General features: G+C 71.9%; 22 protein-coding genes and 1 tRNA gene. 10 read left to right on the top strand and 13 right to left on the bottom strand.

Going from position 1 to position 24,398, the window contains the following annotated elements; genetic code table 11:
- Positions 1-5: 5 nt before the first annotated feature.
- On the top strand, positions 6-920 hold the full coding sequence (locus VMF51_RS22090; RefSeq protein WP_325476635.1) for a Ku protein: 915 nt from the start codon (positions 6-8) through the stop codon (positions 918-920).
- A 25-nt stretch (positions 921-945) separates the two neighbouring features.
- On the opposite strand, the gene VMF51_RS22085 is transcribed toward VMF51_RS22090, so the two are convergent.
- Positions 946-1,725, bottom strand: a complete 780-nt coding sequence (locus tag VMF51_RS22085; RefSeq protein ID WP_325476634.1) for a MerR family transcriptional regulator — start codon at positions 1,723-1,725, stop codon at positions 946-948.
- 29 nt (positions 1,726-1,754) lie between these two features.
- On the opposite strand from VMF51_RS22085, the gene VMF51_RS22080 reads away from it, so the two are divergent.
- Together VMF51_RS22080 and VMF51_RS22075 are read left to right on the top strand one after the other, a co-directional pair.
- Positions 1,755-3,590: a hypothetical protein gene (locus tag VMF51_RS22080; RefSeq protein WP_325476633.1), complete on the top strand. Its 1,836-nt coding sequence runs from the start codon at positions 1,755-1,757 to the stop codon at positions 3,588-3,590.
- Between the two features lies 1 nt (position 3,591).
- Entirely contained in the window at positions 3,592-3,744 is a 153-nt protein-coding gene (locus tag VMF51_RS22075) for a hypothetical protein (protein WP_325476632.1), read from the top strand.
- 30 nt (positions 3,745-3,774) lie between these two features.
- Here VMF51_RS22075 and VMF51_RS22070 read toward each other — a convergent pair whose 3' ends face one another.
- From VMF51_RS22070 to VMF51_RS22060, 3 genes are read right to left on the bottom strand one after another with little or no spacing between them, the layout of a single operon-like run.
- Positions 3,775-5,202, bottom strand: coding sequence for a carboxyl transferase domain-containing protein (locus VMF51_RS22070; RefSeq protein ID WP_325476631.1), 1,428 nt, complete (start codon positions 5,200-5,202; stop codon positions 3,775-3,777).
- Positions 5,199-6,368, bottom strand: coding sequence for a CoA transferase (locus tag VMF51_RS22065; protein ID WP_325476630.1), 1,170 nt, complete (start codon positions 6,366-6,368; stop codon positions 5,199-5,201). The genes VMF51_RS22070 and VMF51_RS22065 overlap by 4 nt, the downstream gene beginning before the upstream one ends.
- A 5-nt stretch (positions 6,369-6,373) precedes the next feature.
- Positions 6,374-7,693, bottom strand: coding sequence for an SLC13 family permease (locus VMF51_RS22060; RefSeq protein WP_325476629.1), 1,320 nt, complete (start codon positions 7,691-7,693; stop codon positions 6,374-6,376).
- A gap of 110 nt (positions 7,694-7,803) precedes the next feature.
- Here VMF51_RS22060 and VMF51_RS22055 point away from each other — a divergent pair, with 110 nt between their 5' ends.
- Both VMF51_RS22055 and VMF51_RS22050 read left to right on the top strand, forming a co-directional pair.
- Positions 7,804-8,514, top strand: a complete 711-nt coding sequence (locus VMF51_RS22055; protein ID WP_325476628.1) for a FadR/GntR family transcriptional regulator — start codon at positions 7,804-7,806, stop codon at positions 8,512-8,514.
- On the top strand, positions 8,511-9,269 hold the full coding sequence (locus VMF51_RS22050) for a sulfite exporter TauE/SafE family protein (RefSeq protein ID WP_325476627.1): 759 nt from the start codon (positions 8,511-8,513) through the stop codon (positions 9,267-9,269). Before VMF51_RS22055 ends, VMF51_RS22050 begins: the two co-directional genes overlap by 4 nt.
- 22 nt (positions 9,270-9,291) lie before the next feature.
- Here VMF51_RS22050 and VMF51_RS22045 read toward each other — a convergent pair whose 3' ends face one another.
- The 4 genes from VMF51_RS22045 to VMF51_RS22030 all read right to left on the bottom strand — a co-directional run bounded on the left by VMF51_RS22045 (position 9,292) and on the right by VMF51_RS22030 (position 16,872).
- The gene (locus tag VMF51_RS22045; protein WP_325476626.1) at positions 9,292-10,371 is read right to left on the bottom strand and encodes an ABC transporter permease; all 1,080 of its coding nucleotides are present in this window, start codon (positions 10,369-10,371) and stop codon (positions 9,292-9,294) included.
- A complete protein-coding gene (locus VMF51_RS22040) occupies positions 10,368-11,201 on the bottom strand; it encodes an ABC transporter ATP-binding protein (RefSeq protein WP_325476625.1) in 834 nt (277 codons plus the stop codon). Before VMF51_RS22040 ends, VMF51_RS22045 begins: the two co-directional genes overlap by 4 nt.
- A gap of 24 nt (positions 11,202-11,225) precedes the next feature.
- Positions 11,226-11,924 carry an excalibur calcium-binding domain-containing protein gene (locus VMF51_RS22035; RefSeq protein ID WP_325476624.1) on the bottom strand — a complete coding sequence of 233 codons (699 nt, stop codon included), beginning with the start codon at positions 11,922-11,924 and terminating at the stop codon, positions 11,226-11,228.
- A gap of 91 nt (positions 11,925-12,015) precedes the next feature.
- The gene (locus VMF51_RS22030) at positions 12,016-16,872 is read right to left on the bottom strand and encodes an NAD-glutamate dehydrogenase (protein ID WP_325476623.1); all 4,857 of its coding nucleotides are present in this window, start codon (positions 16,870-16,872) and stop codon (positions 12,016-12,018) included.
- A gap of 143 nt (positions 16,873-17,015) precedes the next feature.
- On the opposite strand from VMF51_RS22030, the gene VMF51_RS22025 reads away from it, so the two are divergent.
- Together VMF51_RS22025 and VMF51_RS22020 are read left to right on the top strand one after the other, a co-directional pair.
- On the top strand, positions 17,016-17,600 hold the full coding sequence (locus tag VMF51_RS22025; protein ID WP_325476622.1) for an HNH endonuclease: 585 nt from the start codon (positions 17,016-17,018) through the stop codon (positions 17,598-17,600).
- A gap of 46 nt (positions 17,601-17,646) precedes the next feature.
- A tRNA-Leu gene (locus tag VMF51_RS22020) sits at positions 17,647-17,728 on the top strand.
- 12 nt (positions 17,729-17,740) lie between these two features.
- On the opposite strand, the gene VMF51_RS22015 is transcribed toward VMF51_RS22020, so the two are convergent.
- Positions 17,741-18,328: a lysophospholipid acyltransferase family protein gene (locus VMF51_RS22015; RefSeq protein ID WP_325476621.1), complete on the bottom strand. Its 588-nt coding sequence runs from the start codon at positions 18,326-18,328 to the stop codon at positions 17,741-17,743.
- 66 nt (positions 18,329-18,394) lie between these two features.
- Here VMF51_RS22015 and VMF51_RS22010 point away from each other — a divergent pair, with 66 nt between their 5' ends.
- Positions 18,395-19,276: a bile acid:sodium symporter family protein gene (locus VMF51_RS22010; protein WP_325476620.1), complete on the top strand. Its 882-nt coding sequence runs from the start codon at positions 18,395-18,397 to the stop codon at positions 19,274-19,276.
- Here VMF51_RS22010 and VMF51_RS22005 read toward each other — a convergent pair.
- The 4 genes from VMF51_RS22005 to VMF51_RS21990 all read right to left on the bottom strand — a co-directional run bounded on the left by VMF51_RS22005 (position 19,227) and on the right by VMF51_RS21990 (position 22,419).
- Positions 19,227-19,790, bottom strand: coding sequence for a non-canonical purine NTP pyrophosphatase (locus tag VMF51_RS22005; protein ID WP_325476705.1), 564 nt, complete (start codon positions 19,788-19,790; stop codon positions 19,227-19,229). The genes VMF51_RS22010 and VMF51_RS22005 overlap by 50 nt on opposite strands.
- Before the next feature lie 68 nt (positions 19,791-19,858).
- Positions 19,859-20,590, bottom strand: a complete 732-nt coding sequence (gene rph, locus VMF51_RS22000; protein WP_325476619.1) for a ribonuclease PH — start codon at positions 20,588-20,590, stop codon at positions 19,859-19,861.
- Positions 20,591-20,701: 111 nt separating this feature from the next.
- On the bottom strand, positions 20,702-21,484 hold the full coding sequence (locus tag VMF51_RS21995; RefSeq protein ID WP_325476618.1) for an ABC transporter permease: 783 nt from the start codon (positions 21,482-21,484) through the stop codon (positions 20,702-20,704).
- Positions 21,481-22,419, bottom strand: a complete 939-nt coding sequence (locus tag VMF51_RS21990; RefSeq protein WP_325476617.1) for an ABC transporter ATP-binding protein — start codon at positions 22,417-22,419, stop codon at positions 21,481-21,483. The genes VMF51_RS21995 and VMF51_RS21990 overlap by 4 nt, the downstream gene beginning before the upstream one ends.
- Positions 22,420-22,550: 131 nt before the next feature.
- On the opposite strand from VMF51_RS21990, the gene VMF51_RS21985 reads away from it, so the two are divergent.
- Positions 22,551-23,705: a sensor histidine kinase gene (locus VMF51_RS21985; RefSeq protein WP_325476616.1), complete on the top strand. Its 1,155-nt coding sequence runs from the start codon at positions 22,551-22,553 to the stop codon at positions 23,703-23,705.
- Entirely contained in the window at positions 23,702-24,355 is a 654-nt protein-coding gene (locus tag VMF51_RS21980) for a response regulator transcription factor (protein WP_325476615.1), read from the top strand. The genes VMF51_RS21985 and VMF51_RS21980 overlap by 4 nt, the downstream gene beginning before the upstream one ends.
- The last annotated feature ends 43 nt before the right edge of the window (positions 24,356-24,398 follow it).

Genomic DNA, 24,398 nt, shown 5'->3' with positions numbered 1-24,398 from the left:
TCACTATGCGAGCGATCTGGAAGGGTGCCGTCTCCTTCGGGCTGGTGAGCGTGCCCGTGAAGCTCTATGCCGCGACCGAGTCCCACGACGTGTCGTTCCGGCAGGTGCACGCCAAGGACGGCGGGCGGATCAAGTACCAGCGGATCTGCTCGATCGACGGCGAGGAGGTGCCGTACGCCGACATCGCCAAGGGCTACGAGACCGAGGACGGGGAGATGGTGATCCTCTCCGACGACGACCTCGCCGAGCTCCCGTCGACGTCCTCGCGCGAGATCGCGGTTGAGAAGTTCGTGCCCAGCGACCAGATCGACCCGATGCTCCTGGAGAAGTCCTACTACCTGGAGCCCGAGAAGACCGGCGCGAAGCCGTACGCCCTGCTCCGCCAGGCGCTGCTCGACGCCGACCGGATGGCGGTCGTGACCGTCGCGATCCGCAACCGCACCTCGATCGCCGTACTCCGGGTCAAGGACGACGTGATCGTGCTGCAGACGATGATGTGGCCCGACGAGATCCGCACCCCCGACTTCTCCGTCGACACCGGCGAGGTCAAGGCCGCCGAGGTCAAGATGGCGAACATGCTCGTCGAGACCCTCGCCGGCGACTTCGACCCCGCCGAGTTCGAGGACGACTACGCCGGCGCCGTCCAGGCGCTGGTCAAGGCCAAGGTCGAGGGCGGCGACGTCCAACGGACCCCCACCTCCACGAAGTCCTCCGGCGAGGTCGTCGACCTGCTCGCCGCCCTGCAGCGCTCCGTCGACGCCGCCAAGAGCTCGCGCGGGGAGTCGACCGACGACGAGAAGCCGGCGAAGAAGACCACCAAGAAGGCGCCGGCGAAGAAGGCCGCCGCCAAGAAGACGCCGGCCAAGAAGGCCGCGGCGAAGAAGAGCACCAGGAAGGCGGCTGCCAAGAAGGCGAGCTGAGCGGGTCTCGATACGCCCGCTGGCGCTACGAGTCGGCCTCGGGGAGCAGCCGGCTGAGCGTCTGATCGACGCGGCGCGACATCGCGAGCTCGAAGGTCGCGTCCAGCGCCTCGGTGGCCAGCTGGCGGAGCGCGTCGAGCGAGCGCTGGACGTGGGGCCACTGCGCCGCCGGCCGGCCGGCGGCCACGAACGGCTCCCACACCCGCTCCAGGAAGAGCTCGACGTAGATCCGCGCGACCCCGTCGGCGTGCCGACGCAGCCGGGCGAGCAGGTCGAGCGCCTCGCCGACGCTCAGGCCGAGCGACGCCATCGCCGCCTCCCCGGCGGCCAGCAGCCGGGGCGCGAGCTCCTCGATCTGCCCGTCCGCACCCTCACGCAGCAGGCCGAGCCGTACGGCGGCGGCCAGCACCTCGGGCGCCTCGTCCTCGCGGATCCGGAATCGCGACACCAGGTCCTCGACCGTCGTCGTCCCGGCCTGGGCGTCGCCGAACATCCCCCGCGCCTGCTGGGTGAAGGCGAGGAGCTGGTCATCGGCGCTGACGTCGTCGTCGAGCATCCGGGCGATGCCGTCGAGCTTGAGCCCCGCGGCGCGCAGGTCCTGGATCAGCCGGACCCGGGCGACGTGCTCGGGGCCGTAGTAGCCGGTGCGGCCGCGCACCTCGGGCGGCGGCAGCAGCCGGCGCGACTGGTACGAGCGCAGCGAGCGGACCGAGACGTTCGTGCGCCGGGAGAGCTCCTCGACGACGAACTCCTCCGACTCCCCCGAGACCTCCGCCGCCACGACCGTGATCGTACCTCTGGACATTGTTACATCATTCGATGTTACATAAAGAGATGCAAGCAACTCGGATGCTGCCCGCCGTCGTCGAGGACCGCCCCGCCGGGGCCGCCTCGCTGGACCAGGTCGCGATCGCCTCCGGCCTCGCGCTGGCCCTGACCCTCGCCCTGCTCGCGGTCGTCCTGGCCTACCGCACCGACCGGCTGCCCGCACTGGACCGCCTGCTGCAGCGGATGGACGGATCCCGGATCTTCGGCGGCATCGCCGGCTGGGCGAGCCTGCCGCTGATGGTCGCGATGGTCTCGCTGGTGACCGCCCTGTTCGGCATGTACTGGGACATCTCGCTGCACATCGGCGTCGGGCGCGACGAGGGGCCGCTCGCCAACCCGGCGCACTACCCGATCCTGTTCGGCCTGTTCGGGATCTCGGCCGCCGGCGTGCTCGCGTGCGCCCTCCCCCGCGCCGACGATGTCGGTCCGTCCGGCGTCCAGCTCGCCCCGGGGTGGCGAGCGCCTGCCGGTGGGGTGCTGCTGACCGGCGCCGGCAGCTACGCGCTGCTGGGCTTCCCGCTCGACGACGTCTGGCACCGGATCTTCGGGCAGGACGTCACCCTGTGGGGCCCGACCCACCTGATGCTCATCGGCGGCGCCGGTCTCTCGCTGGTCGCGATGGCCGTGCTGCTGGAAGAGGGTCGCGCCGGTCGCCGGGTCCCGAGCGGCGGGGGGCGGGCGTCGTACGTCCTCGGGTGCTCGCTGACCGGCGGCCTGCTGATCGGGATGAGCGTCTTCCAGGCGGAGTACGACTTCGGCGTCGAGCAGTTCCGGCTCGTCCTGCAGCCGCTGATGATCGCGGCGGCCGCCGCCTTCAGCCTGGTGGTCGCCCGGCTGTGGGTCGGGCGCGGGGCCGCCGTCGGGGCCGTGGTGTTCTACCTGCTGATCCGGGGCGGCGTCAGCGTCGTGGTCGGGCCGGTGCTCGGCGAGCTGTGGGCCGCCGTACCGCTGTACCTCGCCGAGGCCCTGATCGTGGAGGCGGTCGCGGCCCGGTGGAAGCACCGGCCGCTGGTCGTCGGCGCGGTCGCCGGCACCCTGATCGGCACGGTCGGCTTCGCCGCCGAGTACACCTGGACACAGGTCGCGTTCACGCTCTCCTGGACCACCGACATCCTCGTCGAGGGCGTGCTGCTCGCGACCCTCGGCGGCGTGGCCGGCGGCGTCCTGGCCGGCCTGCTGGTGCTCGGGCTGCGGCGCGAGCTGCCCGTCGTCGTACGGCGCCCGCGGCTGGTCTTCGGCGCCGCCCTCCTGGTGCTCGCCGGGGCCGTGACCAACGGCGTCCTGGCCCTCGCCCCCTCCGGGCTGGAGGCCGAGACGACGATCGTCGCCGACCAGGACGGTCCCGACGGGCGCGAGGTGCAGGCGGAGTTCCGCTTCAACGAGCCGCCGGTCGACGGCGAGGAGGCCTGGCTGACGGTGACCGCCTGGCAGGGCGGCCGCGACTCCGCGGGGCTGCACGTCCAGCCGCTGGAGGAGGTCTCCCCCACCCTGTGGCGGACGACCGAGCCGATCCCCGTCGACGGCACCTGGAAGACCATGGTGCGCGTCCACGACGGCCGGTCGCTGCGCGCGATGCCCATCTACCTGCCCGAGGACACCGCCCTGGGCGAGCCCGAGGTGCCCGTCGCCGACGGGTCGGTGCGCGAGTTCGGCGAGGAGAAGCTGATCCTGCAGCGCGAGCTGAAGGACGACGTACCCGGCTGGCTGTGGACGGTCGCCGGCCTGGTGGTGCTGCTGTGCAGCCTGGTGCTGGTCATCGGCCTCGGCTGGGGCGTGAGTCGCTACGCCCGCGCGCCCGAGGCGGGCGTCGCCACCGATCGTCGTACCCCTGCGGAGGTCTGAGATGACCCCGCTCCACCTGGGCGCCCTGCACGGGGTCGAGGGCTTCGCCGTCCTCGTGCTCGCCCTCGGGCCGATGGTCGTCTGCGTCGCGACGGTGCTGTACCTGCGCTGGCGGGGCGAGCGTCGGGGTAGTCCGTCACAGGGTGCGCCCTAAGACAACTCTTACTCCCCCTGGTGTGACGGACTACCCCGCCGCCCTCAGTTGATGCCCGATCTCCGCAGCCACCGCCCGGGCGAGGGACTCGGCGGACTCGTCGTCGACCTCGGGTACGACGTGGTGCACCGTGCCGGCGGCGAGCAGGTCGCGGGCGCGGACGTGCTGGGCGGCGGCCATCTCGGCGGCGTGCTCGACGTCGCCGTGCACGATCACACTCGCGCCCTCGGGCGGGAGGGGCGAGAGCCAGCCGTGCTCGGCGGCGACGACCGTCGCGGCCGGGAGGAGGGCGAGCGCGCCGCCGCCGCAGCCCTGGCCCAGGATCACCGAGACCGACGGGACCCGCAGCGTGGTCATGGTCGCGATGCAGCGGGCGATCTCGCCGGCGATCGCGCCCTCCTCGGCGCGCTGCGACAGCTCCGCGCCGGGGGTGTCGATGACGGTCACCAGCGGCAGGCCGAGCTCGTCGGCCAGCCGCATCCCGCGGCGCGCCTCGCGCAGCGCAGCCGGCCCCATCTCGTGGCCCGGCACCTGGCGGCTGCGGTCCTGCCCGACCAGCACGCAGGGCTGCCCGTCGATCCGGGTCAGCGCGACCACCACGGTCGAGTCCCGCTCGCCCTCGTCGGTGCCGCGCAGCTGCAGGGTGCCGGCCGCGCCGTACCTCAGCAGGTCGCGTACGCCGGCCCGCCCCACCTTCCGGGTCTGCTGGATCGAGTCCCAGGCGGGCAGGTCGCGCGGCTCCCGGGGCGTACGACGCTCCAACGTCGGGTCCGACGGCGGATCCACGAGTACGGCGAGGGCGGCGTCGACCAGCGCCGGGATCTCCTCGGCGGTGACGACACCGTCGATGACCCCCTTCGCCGCAAGGTTCTCCGCGGTCTGCACCCGCGGCGGGAACGGCCGCCCGTGGAGCGCCTCGAAGACCTTGGGACCCAGGAAGCCGACCAGCGCCTCGGGCTCGGCGACCGTGACGTGGCCGAGCGACCCCCACGAGGCGTACACACCGCCGGTCGTGGGGTGCCGCAGGTGGACGAGGTACGGCAGACCGGCCGCGCGGTGGTCCATGAGCGCGCGCGAGATCTCGACCATCTCGACGAACGCGACGGTGCCCTCCTGCATCCGGGTGCCGCCCGAGGCGGTCGTCGCGAGCACCGGGAGACCCTCCGCGGTCGCGCGGCGTACGGCGGCCGCGATCCGGCGCGCCGACGCGACTCCGATGGAGCCGGCGAGGAAGCGGAACTCGTTGGCGACCACGGCCACGGGACGGCCCCGCACCCGCCCGCGACCGGTCAGCACGGACTCGTCGGTGCCGGACTTCTCGGCCGCGGCGGCGAGCGCCTGCCGGTAGGACTCGGGATGGTGCGAGACGTCGACGGGCTCGTCCCAGGACTCGAACGAGTCCGGGTCGAGGACCAGGTCCAGCAGGTCGTGGGCACCCCAGCGTCGCTGCGGGCTCACTCCCTCTCCAGCCACTCGCGCACGGATCCGCCGTGCTGGTCGAGCAGGGGCGGCGCGACGTGGTCGCGGCGCGTGGTCTCCGTGCCGTCGGGGGCGAAGAACCGCAACGGCCCGCCGGGCAGCGTCACCGTGCCGAGCGTGGGGTGCTCGACGTCGAGCAGCAGCCCCTGGCTGGCGGTCTGGTCCCAGGCGTAGACCTCGTCCAGGGTGCGCACCTTGCCGGCCGGTACGCCGAGCTCGGCGAGCTTGGCCAGCAGCGGCTCGGCGTCCCAGTCGGCGAAGACGCCCTCGAGCACCTCGATCACCCGCTGCCGCGCGGCGACCCGCTCGGGGTTGGTGGCCAGGCCCGGCGCGGCCGGGTCGAGCCCGAACCCGTCGCACAGCCGCTTCCACAGCCCCTCGCTGCCGACGGCGATCTGCACGAAGCCGTCGCGGCAGTGGAACAGGCCGTACGGCGCGATCGACGGGTGGTGGTTGCCCTGCGCCCGGCCGACCTCGCCGGCGACCGTCCAACGGGTGCCCTGAAACGCGTGCACGCCGACGACGGCGGCGAGCAGCGAGGTCCGCACGACCGTCCCGACGCCGGTGGTCTGCCGCTCGTGCAGCGCCGCGAGGACGCCGTACGCGCCGTACATGCCGGAGAGCAGGTCGGCGATCGGCGTACCCACCCGCTGCGGGTCGTCGGGTCCGGAGCCGGTGAGCGACATCAGCCCGGCCTCGCCCTGGGCGATCTGGTCGTAGCCGGCGCGACCGCCCTCGGGGCCGTCGTGGCCGAAGCCGGTGATCGAGAGGACGACCAGCCGCGGGTTGCGTGCCTGCAGGTCGGCGATGCCGAGGCCGAGGCGCTCCAGCACGCCGGTGCGGAAGTTCTCCACCAGCACGTCGGCGCGGTCGACGAGCCGGAGCAGCAGGTCGCGGTCGTGCTCGTCCTTCAGGTCGAGGGTGATCGACTCCTTGTTGCGGTTCGCCGAGAGGAAGTACGTCGAGATCCGCTCGTCGTCGGGTCCCACGAACGGCGGTCCCCAGCCGCGGGTGTCGTCGCCCGCGCCGGGGGCCTCCACCTTGATCACGCGGGCGCCGAGGTCGCCCAGCATCATCGTGGCGTGCGGCCCCGCGAGCGCGCGGGAGAGGTCGACGACGAGAACGTCGCTGAGGGGTCCGGTCACAGGTATCACCATCCCGGCAGCACGAGGGCTGCCCATACGAGGAGCGGACCGACGAGGACGACGATCACGCTGTAGGTCAGGATCTGCTTGTAGTACACCGGCTCGCTGATGGAGTCCGGCTTGTTGGCCAGCATCAGGGCACCGTTGGTCGAGAACGGGCTCACGTCCACGATGGTGGACGACACCGCGAGCGCGGCGACGAAGAGCCCCGCACTGATGCCGCCCTCCGCGATCAGCGGCAGCCCGATCGGGATGATCACCGGCAGCAGGGCCGTCGAGGAGGCGAACGCCGAGACCACGCCGCCGACGTAGCAGAGCACCAGCGCACCGAGCGCGGCGACGCCGAGGCCGGCCGCCCAGTTGCCGACGAACTCCGGCGAGCCCGCGAGCTCCAGGATGGTCGCGTAGGTGCTGATCCCCGCGACCAGCAGCACGGTCGGCCAGGCGATCTGCTTGACGGCGTCCTTGTGCTCGTTCGGCGAGAGCATCGCCAGTGCCACCGCGGCGGTGATCGAGACGAAGCCGATGTTCTTGTCGAAGGCGAGCGCGACGCCGGCCACCCCGACGAACGCGGCCAGGGTCAGGATCTGGTCCCGCCGTACGCCGAGCGCCCGCGTGCCGGTCGGGGCCGAGGCGCCGGTCCCGCGCGCGGGGACCACCGCTCCCCCGCGGTGCAGGTCCTCGTCGAGGGTGTCCGGGTCGTCGGGGTCGACCCGCATGCCCATCAGGCGACGGCCGCCGAGCAGCACGAAGAGGATTGCGGCCATCACCAGGTTGACGATGAGGCTGGCGAGGAAGATGGTCACCTCGCTGTTCGGCAGCCCGGCGTCGCTCATCACCGAGTTGGTCAGCGAGCCGTAGATGCTGATCGGCGAGAAGCCGCCGCCCTGAGCGCCGTGGACGACGAACATGCCCATCATCAGCGGGCTGATGCCGTACCGACCGGCGAAGCCGAGCGCGATCGGCCCGATGATCGCGCAGGCCGCCGGGCTCACCGCTCCCACGCCGGTGAGCACGGCGGTCACCGCGAACATCACCCAGGGGATCAGCGCGACGCGACCCCCGACGCCCTTGACCGCCGTCCGCACGATCAGGTCGACGGTGCCGTTGTTGCGCGCGATCGCGAACAGGTAGGTGACACCGACGATCGTGAGGATCAGGTCGCCGCTGATCCCGGAGATGATCTCCTTCTCGTCCAGGTCGAGGGAGTACATCCCGACCAGCCACGCGGCCACGAAGGCCAGCGCGCCCATGTTGATCGGCAGCACCGTGCCGATCACGAAGAGGGCGACCAACGCGATGATCGCCACCCATTCCGGTCCCATGACTTCCTTCCCGCACCATCGCGCTCCGGACCCGAGTGACCCCGATCACGCCGATGGCTCAGTGGCCTAGCCAATAGCCCAACGAGCCACCTGTCAATAGGATGCGTTTCATGACCGAGTTCCCCCAACGGCTGCTGCGCACCCGCCTGTACGAGCAGGTCGCGGGCCAGATCACCGCCTGGATCGAGGCCAACGGACTGCGTGCCGGGGACCGGCTGCCGCCCGAGCGCGAGCTCGCGACCCGGCTCGGCGTCAGCCGCGCCACGCTCAGCCAGGCGCTGGTCGCACTCGAGGTGATCGGGGTGGTGGTGGTCCGGCACGGCGACGGCACCGTGCTCACCGAGGCCTCGCACGGCCAGCAGCGGATCGTCGAGGCGATCCGCGCGCACGCCGACCGGCTGCCCGAGGTGATCGAGACCCGCGACGCGCTGGAGACCAAGATCGCCGGGCTCGCCGCGGTCCGGCGTACCGACGAGGACATGGCGCGCATCGACGACGCGCTCGCGGCGATGGCCGCCGACATCGACGCGGGCGGTCGCGGCGTCGAGGGCGACGAGCGCTTCCACGGCGCCGTCACCGCCGCCGCCCACTCGCTGCTGCTCGCGCGCCTGATGGACGAGATCGGCGACCTGATCAAGGAGACCCGGATCGAGTCCCTCTCCCAGCCGGGACGACCGCAGAACTCGCTCGCCGGTCACCGGGCCATCGCCGAGGCGATCCGCGCCGGCGACCCCGAGGCGGCGGCCACCGCGATGCACGCCCACGTCGAGATGGTCAGCGACGTCGCCGTGCTCCGCGAGTCCGCCACCGAGGCCCCGTGACGGGCTGGGAGCAGCTCGCCGTCCTTGCTGCCGGACTCGGCGCCGGCGTGCTCACCTCGACCGTCGGGGTGGCCTCGCTGCTGAGCTTCCCGGTGCTGGTGGCGGTCGGTCTGCCGCCCGTGGTCGCGAACGTCTCCAACACCATCGGCATGACACCGGCCGGGATCAGCGGCTCGTTCGGCTACCGCGCCGAGCTGCGCGAGCACCCGGTCGTGACGCTGATCGTGCTCGGCACCGGCATGGTCGGCTCGGTGCTGGGCGCCGTCCTCCTGCTCGGCCTGCCGCCGGACGTCTTCGAGGCGGTCGTGCCGTACCTCATCCTGTTCACCTGCCTGCTCGTCGGCGCCCAGCCGACGACCACCCGCATGCTGCGCCGGGGGAAGGAACCGCGTGCCCCTCGCCATCACCTGACGCCGGTGACGACGTTCTTCGCCGGCCTCGTCGGCGTGTACGGCGGCTACTTCGGCGCCGGCTCCGGCGTGATGATGGTGGCCGTCCTGGGCTTCGGCACCGACCTGGAGCTGCGGATCGTCAACGGCCTGAAGACCCTGGCGATCCTCGCCGGCAACGTGGTCGCCGCGCTGATCTTCGTGGTCGTGGCCGAGGTCGACTGGGCCGCCGCCGGCCTACTCGCCGCCGGCTCCGTCGTCGGCGGGTACGTCGGGGCCCGCGTCGGCCGCCGGATCCCACCCACGCTGTTCCGGGTGCTCATCGTGATCGCCGGGGTGACCGCGGCGGTGACGATGCTGGCCTGAGCGGCCGGGGCGCGGGCGTCCCTCAGCTGGTCTCCCAGCGGAACAGCCGGGCGGCCACCAGGGTCACCACGACCGCGAACGCAGCCAGGATCGCGAGCGGCACCAGCGCGGCCGACGGCCCCTCGCCACGGACCATCACGTCGAGCATGCCCTCGTTGAGGTGCTTGAGCGGCAGCGCGTTCGAGATGCCCTGCAGCCAGCCCGGGGCGGCGTCCAGCGGGAAGAACGACCCGCTCAGGAAGGCCATCGGGAGCACGATGAAGTTCGCGGCGTTCACCGCGCCTTCGGTGGTCCGGGTGACCGCACCGGCCAGCAGCCCGAGCGCCATGAAGCAGAGGGTGCCGACGACCAGCAGCGGGATCGACATCCACCACGACCCGGTCAGGGTGAGCCCGAACGCCGCCGCACCGAGGCCGATGAAGATCGCCATCTGCACCAGCGCGATCACCAGCGTCACGGTGACCCGCGCCCCCACGACCGTGCGGGTCGAGACCGGGGCGAGCTGGAGTCGGCGCAGCAGCTTGGACTGCCGCCAGCCCTGCAGCGTGGCCGCGGCACCGAAGGCCGCGCTCATCGCGACGGCCCAGCCCAGCAGGCCCGGCGTCACGAACTGGATCGTCGACAGCGAGTCGTCCTCGACCCGCTCGGTCTCCAGCGCGAAGCGCGGCGGCTGGCCGGACAGCGCGACGTTCGTGCCGTCGACGAAGGCCTGCAGCGCGCCCTGGGTGACGGCCGCCTTCACCTGGTCGGTCTGGGTGTAGTGGGCGACGACCGTGTCGCCGGTCATCTCGATCGCCACGTCCGCGTCGCCCTTGCGGACCTTCGCGATCGCGGCGTCCAGGTCGTCGGAGCGCTCGACCTCGAACGTCTCGTCGAAGGCGGCCCGAGCGCCCTCGGGCATCTCGTCGAGCAGCGCGACGGTGCCGACCTGGACCATCTCGACCTTCGACTGGGTCTGGTCGGCGAACAGCCCGCCGAAGAGCACCAGGAACATCAGCGGGAAGATCAGCGCGAAGAACACCGACGCCTTGTCACGGACGAAGCCGCGCACGATCGCCAGGGACAGCGCGAGGAACGGCGAGCGCATCATCGTGGCGCTCATGCGCGGTACTCCCGCCCGGTCAGGTCGAGGAAGACGTCCTCGAGCGTGCCGGTCTGCACGCGTACGCCGTCGAGGCGGTGCTCGTCCGCGAGCCGGGCGATCTCCGCGGCCGGGTCGCGGGTCGTGACCACCTCCCCGTCCGCGAGCAGGATCCGGGTCGGTGCGTCGAGGCCGCGGATCAGCGCGTCCGGGCTGTCGAACTGCAGGATCCGACCGGCGTCCATGATCGCCACCCGGTCGCACAGCACCTCGGCCTCGTCCATGTAGTGCGTGGTCAGGACGACCGTGCGGCCGGAGTCGTTGAGGCCCGACAGCAGATCCCACAGGTTGCGCCGGGCCTGCGGGTCCAGCGCGGCCGTGGGTTCGTCGAGGAACACCACGTCGGGGTCGTGCACCAGCGCGCACGCGATCGAGAGGCGCTGGGCCTGCCCGCCCGAGAGGTCCTCGACCCGGGTGTCAGCCTTCTCGACCAGACCGACCCGCTCCAGCCACTCGTCCGCGGCCCGCAGGGGTACGCCGTACAGCGCCGCGAAGGTGTGGATCTGCTCGCGGGCGGTGAGCCGTTCGAAGAACGCCGAGGCCTGGAGCTGGACGCCGATACGCGGCAGCAGCTCCTGGTTGCGGGGCCAGACCGGCAGGCCGAGCACCGTCGCGGTGCCGGAGTCGGGACGGCGCAGGCCCTCGACGATCTCCAGGAACGTCGTCTTCCCGGCGCCGTTGGGGCCGAGGATGCCGACGAACTCACCCTCGCCGACCTCCAGGCTGACGCCGTCGACCGCCCGCAGCTCGCCGTACGTCATGGTCAGGTCGACAACCTCGATCGCTGGCACGGCAGCGACCCTACTGGTGGCCGGTCAGGGACAGCTGCCGTGGTAGCCCTCGCCGGCGGCGACCGCCTTCTTCTCCCAGCGGAGGTAGCGCTTCTTGTCGGCGTAGTCGATCCGGTCCTCGGCGTCCGCGAAGCCGCTGGCGACCTGGCTGCCGCCGACGTCGTAGTTCCCCTTGACCCGCACCAGGTGCCGGAGCGGGTAGCCGTCGGAGTCCCGGTTGGGTGCGCGCGTGTCGCGGTGCACCTTCACGACCATGCCCCGCTTGATCCAGCCGCGCAGGTCCTTCTTCGCAGCCTTCGCGCGGCATCGGTCGCCGTCGGGCACCGACGCCCCGAGCAGGTGCAGCGTCGTGGCCGGGCGCTTGCCCTCACGCACCCGGACCAGCTCCCCGCTGACCACCTTGACGACCTTGATCACGGGCTTGGGCTTCGGCTTCGGCTTGGGCTTCGGCTTGCCGGGCTGCGGGTCGGGCGCGTCCTGGTCGCCCGGACCCGCGCAGGGGCAGGGGTTCGACTCGCAGGCGATCCCGTCGTTGTCGTGGTCGAGGCCGTTGGGGTCGCCCGGGTTGTCGTCGAGGTTCTTCTGCGCCGCCGCCTGGTTCGGGAAGTCGGAGCAGTTGAGGTCCTTGGCCTGCACGGGCGCCGCGGCGACCGTCGAGAAGCCGACCATCCCCACGAGTGCGAGAGCCAGAGCGGTGAGGAGATGGAGGAGCCGCGAGGTCACAGGGTGTCGCCAATCCGGGTGTCAGGCCGAGAATCCCGGCGATGCTAGGCACCCTTCCGGTCCTCCGTCTGTAGCCCGATCGGGCCTGGGGTCAGCTCGAGAGCAGCCCCCGTACGACGCGCAGCCCCACCGACATCCGGGCCAGGTCGGCCTGGTCGTCGGCACAGATCTCGTCGAGCGTCGCGGCGGCCCGCGCGACCGTCACCGCGTCGCCGTCCTCCCAGCTCGCGATCCGGCCCGGCGCCGGCTCGTCGTCCGGGGTGGTCCGCAGCACCTGGGCGGTGAGCTGGGAGTGCACGGCGTGCAGGTCGTCGCGCAGCGCCGCCCGCGCCATCGTCTGCCAGCGGTCCGCGCGCGGCAGCGCGAGGATCCGCTGCACCAGCGCCGGCAGGCCGAGCCGCTCCCCCAGCGCGAAGTGGACCCGCGCGACGTCGCGCGGATCGAGGTCCGCGCGCTGGGCGTTCTCGACGATGCCGAGCAGCATGTACGCCGGCGGCAGCACCGCGACCCGGGTGGCGAGCTCCTCCGGGACGCCCTGCTCGACCAGCCGGTCGCGCCGCGCCAGGAAGGCGTCGAGCTCCCGGCCGGTGATCAGGTCGGGCAGCTCGACCATCCCCACCTGCACCAGTCCTCGGAACTGGTCGACGGTGGCCTGGCTGTCCATCGGGGGCCGCCGGTTGGTGACCAGCCAGCGCGACGCCCGCTCGACCAGCGTCCGCATCTCCAGGCGCATCCGGGTCTGGACCCCGGCCTCGAGCGCGTTGTCCTGACTCGCGAGCTCCTGGCGCAGCGGCAGCGAGCCGAAGATCTCGCGGGCGACGAAGTTGGCGCGGGTCAGCTCGGCGGCGTCCGCCCCGGTCTCGCCACCCAGCCGCGGCCAGAAGGTCATCCCGGCACCGTTGACGAGGTCGTTGACGACCTGGGTCACGATGATCTCGCGGCGCAGGGGGTGCGCCGCGACCTGGGTCGCGAAGCCCTCGCGGACCGCCTTCGGGAAGTAGGCCCGGAGGTCCAGGTCGAGGTACGGGTCGTCCGGGAGGTCGGAGGCCAGCAGCTCGTCGGCCAGCACGATCTTGGTCCAGGCCAGCAGCACCGCCAGCTCGGGCGCCGTGAGCCCCTCGCCGCGGTCGAGGCGCCGGCGTACCTCCTTGCTGGGCGGCAGTCCCTCGATCTCGCGGTCCAGGACGCCGTCGGCCTCCAGCTTGCGCATCATCTCCTCGTGCACGTGCAGCAGCGACGGCGCGTGGCTGAGCGAGTTGGCGATCGCGAGGTTCTGCTCGTAGTTGTCGGCCAGCACCAGGTGGGCGATCTCGTCGGTCATCTCCGCCAGCAGGGCGTTGCGCTGCTTGGTCGTCAGGTCGCCGTCGCGGACCACCCGGTCGAGCAGGATCTTCAGGTTGACCTCGTGGTCGGAGGTGTCGACCCCGGCCGAGTTGTCGATGAAGTCGGTGTTGATCCGGCCGCCCGCTCCCCCACCTCCCTGGAGTGCGTACTCGATCCGGCCCGCCTGGGTGAAGCCGAGGTTGCCGCCCTCCCCCACGCAGGCCGCGCGCAGCTCGCCGCCGTCGACCCGGATCGGGTCGTTGGCCTTGTCGCCCGCGTCGGCGTGGGTCTCGGCTGCGCCCTTGACGTAGGTGCCGATGCCGCCGTTCCACAGCAGGTCCACGGGGGCGGTGAGGATCGCCCGCATCAGCTCGGCCGGCGTCATCGACTCGACCCCGTCGGCGATCCCGAGAGCCGCGCGGACCTGGGGGGTGATCCGGACCTTCTTGGCCGAGCGGGGGTAGACGCCGCCGCCCTCGGAGATCAGCGTCGTGTCGTAGTCCTGCCAGCTCGACCGGGGCAGCTCGAAGAGCCGCTTCCGCTCGGCGTACGACGTCGCCGCGTCGGGCGCGGGGTCCAGGAAGATGTCGCGGTGGTCGAACGCGGCCACCAGCCGGGTGTGCTCGGAGCAGAGCATCCCGTTGCCGAAGACGTCGCCGGACATGTCGCCGATGCCGACCGCGGTGAAGTCCTCGCTCTGGCAGTCGACGCCGCGCTCGCGGAAGTGCCGCTGCACCGAGACCCACGCGCCCCGGGCGGTGATGCCCATGGCCTTGTGGTCGTAGCCGACCGAGCCACCGCTGGCGAACGCGTCGCCCAGCCAGAAGCCGTAGTCGGTGGCGACGCCGTTGGCGATGTCGGAGAAGGTCGCCGTGCCCTTGTCGGCGGCGACGACGAGGTAGGAGTCGTCGCCGTCGTGGCGTACGACGTCCGCCGGCGGCACCGTCTCGCCCTCGACCAGGTTGTCGGTGATGTCGAGCAGCCCGCAGATGAAGGTGCGGTAGCAGGCCACGCCCTCGGCGAGCCACGCGTCCCGGTCCACCGACGGGTCGGGCAGGTTCTTGGCGTAGAAGCCGCCCTTCGCCCCGACCGGCACGATCACGGTGTTCTTCACCATCTGCGCCTTGACCAGGCCGAGCACCTCGGTGCGGAAGTCGTCGCGCCGGTCGGACCAGCGCAGTCCCCCGCGCGCGACCGAGCCGAAACGCAGGTGCACGCCCTCGACCCGCGGGCTGTAGACGAAGATCTCGAACTTCGGCCGCGGGTGGGGCAGGTCCGGGATCGCCGACGGCTCCAGCTTGAGGCTGATGTACGGCTTCGGCCGGCCGTCGGCCCGCTGGAAGTAGTTCGTGCGCAGGGTGGCCCGCACCTGGGTCAGGTACGAGCGCAGGATCCGGTCGTGGTCGAGGCTGGCGACGTCGTCGAGCGCGGCGCCGATCCGCGCGACCAGGTCGTCCTCGGCGGCCTCCCGGTCCGGCACCGTCGGGTCGAAGCGGGCCTCGAAGAGCCGCACCAGCAGCCGGGTGATGTCGACGTTGGCGCCCAGCGCGCCCTCGATCGAGTCCAGGGCGAACGGCGAGCCACCCTGGCGCATGTACTTCGCATAGGCGCGCAGCACGGTCGCCTGCCGCCAGGTGAGCCCGGCGCCGAGCACCAGGGCGTTGAAGCCGTCGGTCTCGTTGAAGCCGTCCCACACCGCGCGCAGCGCGTCCTGGAACAGCTCGCGCGCCTCGGGGCGGAGGTGCTCACCGGACCGCAGCCCGAACTCGTAGACGAACGAGCGCGGCTCCCCCTCGGGACGGGCCAGCTCGTAGGGCCGCTCGTCGACGACCTCCACGCCCATCGACGAGAGCATCGGGAGCACCGCCGACAGTGACAGCGGCTCGCCGACCCGGTAGACCTTCAGCCGGGCCTCGCCCCGACCGGCGTCCAGCGGCTGGTAGAGCGAGAGGTCGATGCCCTCTTCGCCACGCAGGCCCTCGATCCGCCCGAGGTCGACCGACGCGGTCCGCGCCGAGAAGTCCTCCTTGTAGGCCTCGGGCCAGGCGTCGACGTACCGCCGCCCGAGGACGGAGCCGGCCGCCTCGCCGTACTCCGCGATCACGGCGGCCAGGAAGTCGTCGTGCCACGAGCGGGAGGCCTCGGTGAGCCGGCGCTCGAGGTCGGCGGTGTCGATGTCGGGCAGCTCGGCGCCCTGGGGCAGGTGGACGACGAAGTGGACCCGGGCGGTCGTCGACTCGTTGATCCGGACGGTGAACTCGACCGACTCCGCGCCGAGCCGGTCCTGCAGGATCCGGGAGAACTTCTCGCGGACGCCGGTGTTGTAGCGGTCGCGCGGCAGGTAGACGAGCACCGAGACGTACCGCCCGTAGACGTCGCGCCGGATGATCGCGCGCACCGCCCGGCGTTCCCGGGCGTGCATCGCGGTCTCGGCCATCGGCGCGAGCTCCTCCACCGGGGTGTGGAACAGCTCGTCGCGCGGATAGCTCTCCAGGGTGTCCATCAGCGCCCGGCCGGCGTAGCTGCGCGGGTTGTAGCCGCTGCGGCGCAGGACCTCGGCCGCGCGCTCGCGGAGCAGGGGGATGCGGGTGAGCGACTCGGCGTACGCCGTGCTCGACAGCAGCCCGAGGAAGCGCCGCTCCCCGGTGACCTGGCCGGTCTCGTCGAAGGTCTTCACGCCGACGTAGTCGAGGTACGCCGGCCGGTGGACCGTCGCGCGGGAGTTGGCCTTGGCCAGCACGAGCAGCCGCGGCTCGCGAGCCTTGTCGCGCACCTTGTCGGGCAGCCGGGTGCTCGCGGTCAGGTCGGGGTCGTTGCGCAGGATCCCGAGGCCGGTGCCCGGGATGCCCAGGAGGCGGTCGTCGTCGGTGAGCTGGTACTCGCGGTAGCCCAGAAACGTGAAGTGGTCGTCGGCCAGCCAGGTCAGCAGCTCGCGCGCCTGACGCACCTCCTCGGAGTCGATCCCCTCGGGTCCGGCCTCCCCGAGCTCCTCGACGATCTCGAGCATCCGGCCGCGGGTGCGGCCCCAGTCCTCGGTCGCCTCGCGCACGTCGCGCAGCACCTGGTGGATCTGGTCGACCACGGCCTCGAGGTCCTCGCCCTCGGACACCCGGCCGATCTCGACGTGCATCCAGGACTCGCGGACCGTGCCCTCGTGCGGGTCGAGCGCCCCGTCGTCGATGACGTGCACCGCCTGCAGCTCGCCGGTGATGTCGCGCTCGACGTCGAAGTGCGGGTGCACCACGACGTGCACCTCGCGCAGCTGGCGCGAGAGCTCCATCGTGAGCGAGTCGACCAGGAACGGCATGTCGTCCACGACGACCTCGACCACGGAGTGACCGTTCGCCGACCAGCCCTGCTCGCCCAGGGTCGGTGTGAGCACCCGGACCTGCGCCGTGCCCTGCGGCCGCCGGCCCGCCAGCCGGTAGTGCGACGCGAACGCGCCGTACACGTCGACGTCGGTGCGGTCCGTGAGGTCCTCCGCGGCGACGTGGCGGAAGTACGCCCGCAACAGCTCGCCCACCCGCTCGTGGGGCGGGCCGCCCGTCCCCGTCCCGGACCGCGCGAGCGCAGCCGCCCGCTCGAGGAGCTCGGACTTGTCCGTCACCTGCGTCGCCGTTGACACCCTCCTGACCCTAGGCCGCGGGGCTCGCCGTACCAAGACTCCGGAGGGTGATGCGTCGGCGGTGTCCACGCGCCACCCCGTGCGATCTGCGGGCCTGTGGACGGCGGGGCCTGACTGTCGGTGACGGTGATCAGGCTGCCCCCATGGGAACGTGGCGCAAGTACACACCTGAGCTCCTCGCCGATGCGGTCGCCCAGTCCACGTCGGTCGCCGGCGTGCTCCGGCACCTCGGGCTCATCCAGGCTGGCGGGACGCACGCGCATATCAGCCGGATGATCAAACGGTTCGAGATCGACACCAGCCACTTCGTCCGCAGCCAGCGGGGAGCGGCGCGCGTGCGTCTCACGGCTACCCAGATCCTCATCCGCACCGAAAGCAGCGGCAAGCGGACCAAGCCACCACTACTACGACGAGCACTGGCGGAGATCGGTCGACCCTACGTCTGCGAAGGATGTGCCAACGACGGGACCTGGCGTTCTCGTCCTCTCCGACTTCACGTCGACCACATCGACGGCGACTTCGAGAACAACGAAGCCGAGAACCTGCGGTTCCTGTGTCCGAACTGCCACTCGCAGACCGACAACTTCAGCGGTCGAAGCCGCGGGCGATACTCCGCGACCGCCCCAGGGGACACTCGGCCGCTCGAGCGGGCCGAAGGGCACCGTCGCCCGACCTCCGAGAGCGCCGGTGACACAGGCGGAAACGACCGGAGGCGTGCAACGGGCTAGGACTCGGCAGCGTCGGCTCGCCATCTAGACTTCGCGGGTCCAACCAGCCGGAGTGGTGGAATCGGCAGACACGCAGCACTTAGGATGCTGTGCCTTCGGGCGTGGGGGTTCAAGTCCCCCCTCCGGCACGGCGTCGCGGCTCAGCCTGCGGCGCGACCCTCCTCGCGCAGCCGCGGGGGCGTCGTCCCCTTGGGCTTGAAGCCGGTCTTGTCGGCGTAGAACTCCCGGATCCGGTCCATGTCGGCGACGACGTCGCCGGTGGGCGAGAAGGTCGGCCCCCAGCCGACGGTCTTCGACGGGGCGTCGAGGAAGGCGAGGGTGATCGGGATGCCGGTCTGCTGGGAGATCCGGTAGAAGCCGGACTTCCAGTACTCCCCCTTGCTCCGGGTGCCCTCGGCCGCGATCCCGAGCAGGAACGCCTCGTCGGTCTCGGACTCGGCGAGCAGGGTGCGGATCGTGGCGCCCGGGTTGGCCCGGTCCAGCTCGACGGCGCCGGTGGCGCGCATGACCGGGGCCAGCGGCCCCTTGAAGAACGAGTCCTTGACCAGCAGCCGGATCTGCACACTGTTGTCCCAGGCCAGGAGCATCGTGAGCACCCAGTCCCAGTTCGAGGTGTGCGGGGCGCCGACCAGGATGCCCTTGCTGGGCACGGTGCCGACCGTCTTCCATCCGGTGAGGCGCAGGGCCGCGCGCGCGAAGGTACGACGGAGGAGGAAGTGTCGGTTCACCCGGAGAAGGTAGCGGTCGGCATGTTCCTGTGACGCCGGTCACGCCTGATCCACTACGGTCCCGCCATGGACTCCGCGCTCACCACGGTCGGGCTGCCGCTGGCCCTCGGCATCATCATGTTCGGACTCGGGCTCTCGCTGACCCCCGACGACTTCCGGCGGGTGGGGCGGCATCCGAAGGCCGTGGCGGTCGCGCTGGCCTGCCAGCTGCTGCTCCTGCCGGCACTCTGCTTCGGGCTGGTCAAGCTGCTCGACCTGCCGCCGCTGCTGGCGATCGGCATGATGCTGCTCGCCGCCTCCCCCGGTGGCACCAGCGCCAACCTGTTCAGCCATCTCTTCCGCGGCGACGTCGCGCTCAACGTCACGCTGACCGCGATCAACTCGGTGATCGCGATCGTCTCGCTGCCGGTCATCACCAACCTCGCGATCGCCCACTACGACCAGGGCGACAGCGTCGACCTGCAGTTCGCCAAGGTCGTCGAGGTGTTCGCCGTGGTGCTGGTGCCGGTCGCCCTCGGCATGCTGGTGAAGGCCCGGCGCTCCGCGTTCGCCGACCGGATGGACCGGCCGGTCCGCACCGGGTCCGCGATCATCCTGGCCGTCCTGGTCCTCGGCATCCTGCTCGACCAGCGCGAGAACGTCGGCGACTACCTCGCCGACGTCGGGCTGGCCGCCGCGCTCTTCTGCGCCGCCAGCCTCGTCATCGGGTACGTCGTCCCGCGCGCGGCCGGCATCCGTGAGGAGCAGGCCATCGCGTCGTCGATGGAGATCGGCGTGCACAACGGCACCCTCGCGATCTACGTGGCCGTCGAGGTCCTCGACAGCACCGAGATCTCCGTTCCGGCGGCGGTCTACTCCGTGTTCATGTTCGTCTTCGCCGCCGCCTGGGGCGCCCTGATCAGCCGGCGGATCCGAGCTGCTGCGCCAGCAGAGGTGCGAGCTCCCTGAGCGCCTTGCCCCGGTGCGAGACGGCGTCCTTGTCCGCGACGGACAGCTCCGCGGTCGTCACGCCGGGACGGTCATCGGCGACGAACAGCACGTCGTAGCCGAAGCCGCCGCTCCCCCGCACCTCACGGATGACGGTGCCGTCCATCCGCCCGTGCACGACGAGCTCGCCGCCGGCGTGCACGAACGCCACCGCGCAGACGAAGTGGGCGCCGCGGCGCTCGTCGGGCACGTCGGCCAGCTGGTCGAGCAGCAGCCGGTTGTTGCGGTCGTCGTCCTTCGGCGGCCCCGACCAGCGCGCCGACAGCACGCCCGGCATCCCGTTGAGGGCGTCGACGCAGAGCCCGCTGTCGTCCGCGACCGAGGGCAGCCCGGTCGCCGCGAACCCGGCGCGCGCCTTCAGCAGCGCGTTGCCCTCGAAGGTCGGCTCGTCCTCCACCGGCTCGTCGTACGCCGGGACGTCGTCGAGGCCGACGACGCGCGCGCCGGGCAGGTGCTCGGCGAGGATCCGCTCCATCTCGCGGAGCTTCTTGGCGTTGCGCGACGCGAGGTGGATCCGGGTCTCGATACGTTCGCTGGCGCTCACTACTCGACCACCGAGCCGCCCAGCGCCGCACGCTGGAGCCGGGTCAGGTCGGCGCAGCCCTTCTCGCCCAGGGCGAGCAGGGCGTCGAGCTCGCTGCGGTCGAACGCGGCGCCCTCGGCCGTGCCCTGCACCTCGATGAACTTGCCCTCGCCGGTCATCACGATGTTCATGTCGGTCTCGGCGCGCACGTCCTCCTCGTAGGGCAGGTCGAGCCGGGGCGTGCCGTCGATGATGCCGACGCTGACGGCGGCGACCGATCCGGTCAGCGGCTCGCCCTTCAGCGCGCCGGTCGAGCGCAGGTGGGCGACGGCGTCGGCGAGGGCGACGTACGCGCCCGTGATGGCCGCCGTGCGGGTGCCGCCGTCGGCCTGGAGCACGTCGCAGTCGAGCTGGATGGTGTTCTCACCGAGGGCCTGGTAGTCGACGACGGCGCGCAGCGAGCGGCCGATCAGCCGGCTGATCTCGTGGGTGCGGCCACCGATCCGCCCCTTCACCGACTCGCGGTCGGAGCGGGTGTTCGTGGCGGCGGGGAGCATGGCGTACTCGGCCGTCACCCAGCCCAGGCCCGAGCCCTTGCGCCAGCGCGGCACGCCCTCGGAGGCGGACGCGGCGCACAGGACGCGGGTGCGGCCGAACTCGACGAGGACCGAGCCGGCGGCGTGGTCGAGCCAGTTGCGGGTGATCTTGATGGAGCGGAGCTCGTCGTCGGCGCGACCGTCGGCACGTGTCATGCGGACGAGGCTAGTGGTCGCGTCCGACACCTCCGACGCCACCGTGGCGGCAGGCACGGTGCGTGCCTGCCGCCACGGGGTGGGTCGTGCGGGTCGATCCGGGTCCGAGCGCTACTTGAACTCGATCCGGAGCAGTCGCCGGATGCCGAGGGCCAGCGGGATCACGAGCCAGATGAAGCCGCTCGTGGCGATCTGCGCCCACTCCTCGCCGGTCGGCGTGTAGTCGCCCGTGAAGAGCGGCGTCTGGGCGGTGTTGAACTCGATCCACGGCGCCAGGTCCTCGAACCAGTCGCTGAGGGCGGACAGGATGCCCACCGCGGTCGGCAGGATCAGCGTGTAGGCGAAGTAGCCGACGATCGCGGCCGGGGTGTTCATCAGCAGCGTCGCGATGGCGAACCCGATCAGCACCGCCACGAAGGCGGAGAGGATGAAGCCGTTGAAGATCAGGTTGCCGTCGACGCTCCAGTCGTCGCCACGGCCGACCAGCATGGCGATCACGGCCATCGCCGCCGACAGCACCATGACGACGACCGCGAGGACCAGCCCGGCCAGGAACTTCGCCAGCACCACCCGCGGGCGACGGGGCTCGAGGGTGAAGGTCACCAGCCCGTTGCGCTGGCTGGCCTCGCTCGTCACCAGCATGATGATGAGGATCGGCAGGAAGTAGCCGAGCACGGCGCCGGCGATGCCGAGGTGGTTCTCGAAGGTCCGGTCGCGCTGGTCCACGGCGAGGGCGAAGATGATCTCGACGACGAGGACCAGGCCGACGATCGAGACCGCGAACCAGAAACCGGCGCGGGTGTCGAGGGCCTTGCGGGTCTCGACCTTGACGAGTCGGCCGAGGGGGACCTGGCTGGTCCCCGAGATGTCGAGGGTGGGGACGGTGGCGCTCATGCCGGGCCTCCTGCCTGGGCGGGCTGCTGGGTGGCGGCCTCGGGGTGGCCCTCGCGCTGCGTGTCGGCGGTGAGCTGGAGGAACAGGTCCTCCAGGCCGGCACCACCCGAGCGGAGGTCGGTCAAGACGATCTGGTGCTCGGCGGCGACCCGCCCGACGTCGACGGGAGCGGCCTCGACGCTGAGACCCTCGCCGGCGGCCGACACGGCGAAGCCCTTGGCCTGGAGGGCCGAGCTCAGCTGTGCGTTGTCGAGCGCCGTGACCAGCGCCTTCTCGGCACCCCCGGCCAGCAGCGACTTCTTGTCGCCCTGGGCGACGATCTTGCCGCGCCCGATGAGGATCATCTCGTCGGCGATCTGCTCGACCTCGTGCAGCAGGTGGCTGGAGAGCAGGACGGTGCCGCCGCGCTCGGCGTACCCCTTGAGCAGGCCGCGCATCCAGCGGATGCCGGCGGGGTCGAGGCCGTTGGCGGGCTCGTCGAGGATCAGCACCGACGGGTCGCCGAGCAGCGCGTGGGCGATGCCGAGGCGCTGCTTCATGCCGAGGCTGTAGTTGCGCAGCCGGCGATCGGCCTCCCCGCCGGTGAGCGAGACCAGCGCGAGCATCTCGTCGACCCGCGACTTCGGCAGACCCATGGTCTCCGCGCCGATGGTGAGGATCTCGCGGCCGGTCCGGCCGACGTGCTGGGCGGAGGCGTCGAGCAGCACCCCGACGTGACGTCCGGGGTTGGGGATGTCTCGGTAGAGGTGGCCACCGATGGTGACGCGGCCCCGTGAGGGCGGCGTGAGCCCGACCATGACGCGCATGGTCGTCGTCTTGCCCGCGCCGTTGGGTCCGAGGAATCCGGTGACCCTTCCGGGTTGGCAGACGAAGCTCACGTCGTCGACGGCGGTGAACGCGCCGTACGTTCTGGTGAGTCCTTCGACGTTGATCATGACCCCACCCTGCCCGACCGTGGCTCTCCCACGCATCGGACGCGCGGCGATGCGGACCCCCTACCTAGGAAGGGGGCGTACGGCGACCCCCGACGCCTGTGCCCGGCGTACGGCGCCCCTAGCCTGGCTGCGTGGACCGCCCGACCCCCGAGGAGTACCAGCCGCAGCTGTCGGCCTGGGGACACCTCTGGCGGCTCCTGGTCATGCTCGGGATCAGCGCCCTGATCTGGGTGACCGTCGTCGACCAGCAGTCCGAGCTGCTCTTCGTCGTCGACCTCGCGCTCGGCCTGGTGTCGTACGTCGTCGTGTTCTTCCGGCGCCGGTGGCCGCTCGGGGTGGCGGTCACGACGAACCTGCTGGCGACCGTCTCCTCGACGGCAGCCGGCCCGTCGTCCCTGGCGCTGGTCTCGCTGGCCACGGGTCGCCGCTGGAAGCAGGTGATCCCGCTCGCCGCGCTCGCCTTCGCCTCCGCCCAGCTCTTCGCGGTCGTCAATCCGCCCGAGACCGACGAGCCGTGGTGGCTGACCGGGTCCACCAACCTCGTGTTCATCGCGGCGGTCACCGCCTGGGGCATGTACCTCGGCTCCCGCCGGGAGCTGCTCTGGACGCTGCGCAACCGGGCCGAGCGGGCCGAGGCCGAGCAGGAGCTGCGCGCCACCCACGCCCGCGACAACGAGCGCGCCCGGATCGCCCGGGAGATGCACGACGTGCTGGCCCACCGGATCTCGCAGATCTCGATGCACGCCGGCGCGCTGGGCTTCCGCGAGGACCTCACCGCCGAGGAGATGCGGACCAGCGCGGGCGTCATCCAGGCGACCGCGCACGAGGCGCTCACCGACCTGCGCGGCGTCCTCGGCGTGCTGCGCGACCACGAGACCGGCGAGCTCACCAGCGCCCCGCAGCCGACGTACGACGACCTCGCGGCCCTCGTCGACGAGGCGCGCTCGGCCGGCCTGCGGCTGGAGTACGACGACCTGGTCCCGGACACCGATCCGATGCCGGCCGTCGTCGGGCGGACGCTCTACCGGATCGTCCAGGAGGGCATCACCAACGCGCGCAAGCACGCCCCGGGAGCGCTGCTGGCGATCCGCGTGAGCGGCAGTCCGGAGGACGGGGTGGACGTCATGCTGCGCAATCCCGTGGGCTTCGGCCCGAGCCGGACGCCCGGGTCGGGGCTGGGCCTCGTGGGGCTCGCGGAGCGGGCCGAGCTGCGCGGCGGCCACCTGACCCACGGGCGCGACGGGTCGATGTTCGTCCTGCACGCCTGGATACCGTGGGCGACGTGAGCATCCGCGTCCTGGTCGTCGACGACGACCCGCTCGTCCGATCCGCCCTCGGCCTGATGCTCGGCGGCCCGTCCGACGTCGAGGTCGTCGGCGAGGCCCCGAACGGCCGCGACGGGCTCGCCCTCGCGGCGTCGCTGCGACCCGACGTGGTCCTGATGGACATCCGGATGCCGGTCCTCGACGGGCTGACCGCGACCCGCGAGCTGCATCGCCGCCCCGACCCGCCTCACGTGATCGTGCTGACGACCTTCGACGCCGACGACCACGTGGTGGAGGCGCTCGGGGCGGGCGCGGACGGGTTCCTGCTCAAGGACACCCCGCCCGGACAGATCCTCGACGCGATCCGCAAGGTCGCGGGCGGCGACCCGATGCTCTCCCCCTCGGTCACCCGCACCCTCATCGACCGGCTGCGCACCGGGCCGGACGGCGAGCGCGCCGCCGCCGCCACGGTCCGGCTGGGCCTGCTCACCGACCGCGAGCGCGAGGTCGCCTTCGCCGTCGGTCGCGGGCTCAGCAACGCCGAGATCGCGCGCGAGCTGCACCTGTCGGTGCCGACCGTCAAGGCGCACGTCTCCCGGCTCTTCGACAAGCTGGCCGTGACCAACCGGGTCCAGATCGCGATCTGCGTGCACGAGGCCGGGCTGGCCTGAGGCGCTTGCGCTGGGGTAGTCCGTCACACGGCGGGGGTCCAGC

Source organism: Nocardioides sp., from assembly GCF_035503875.1.
In the GTDB taxonomy this organism is placed as follows: Bacteria; Actinomycetota; Actinomycetes; order Propionibacteriales; family Nocardioidaceae; genus Nocardioides.
This window is presented reverse-complemented; position numbering and strand designations above follow the sequence as displayed.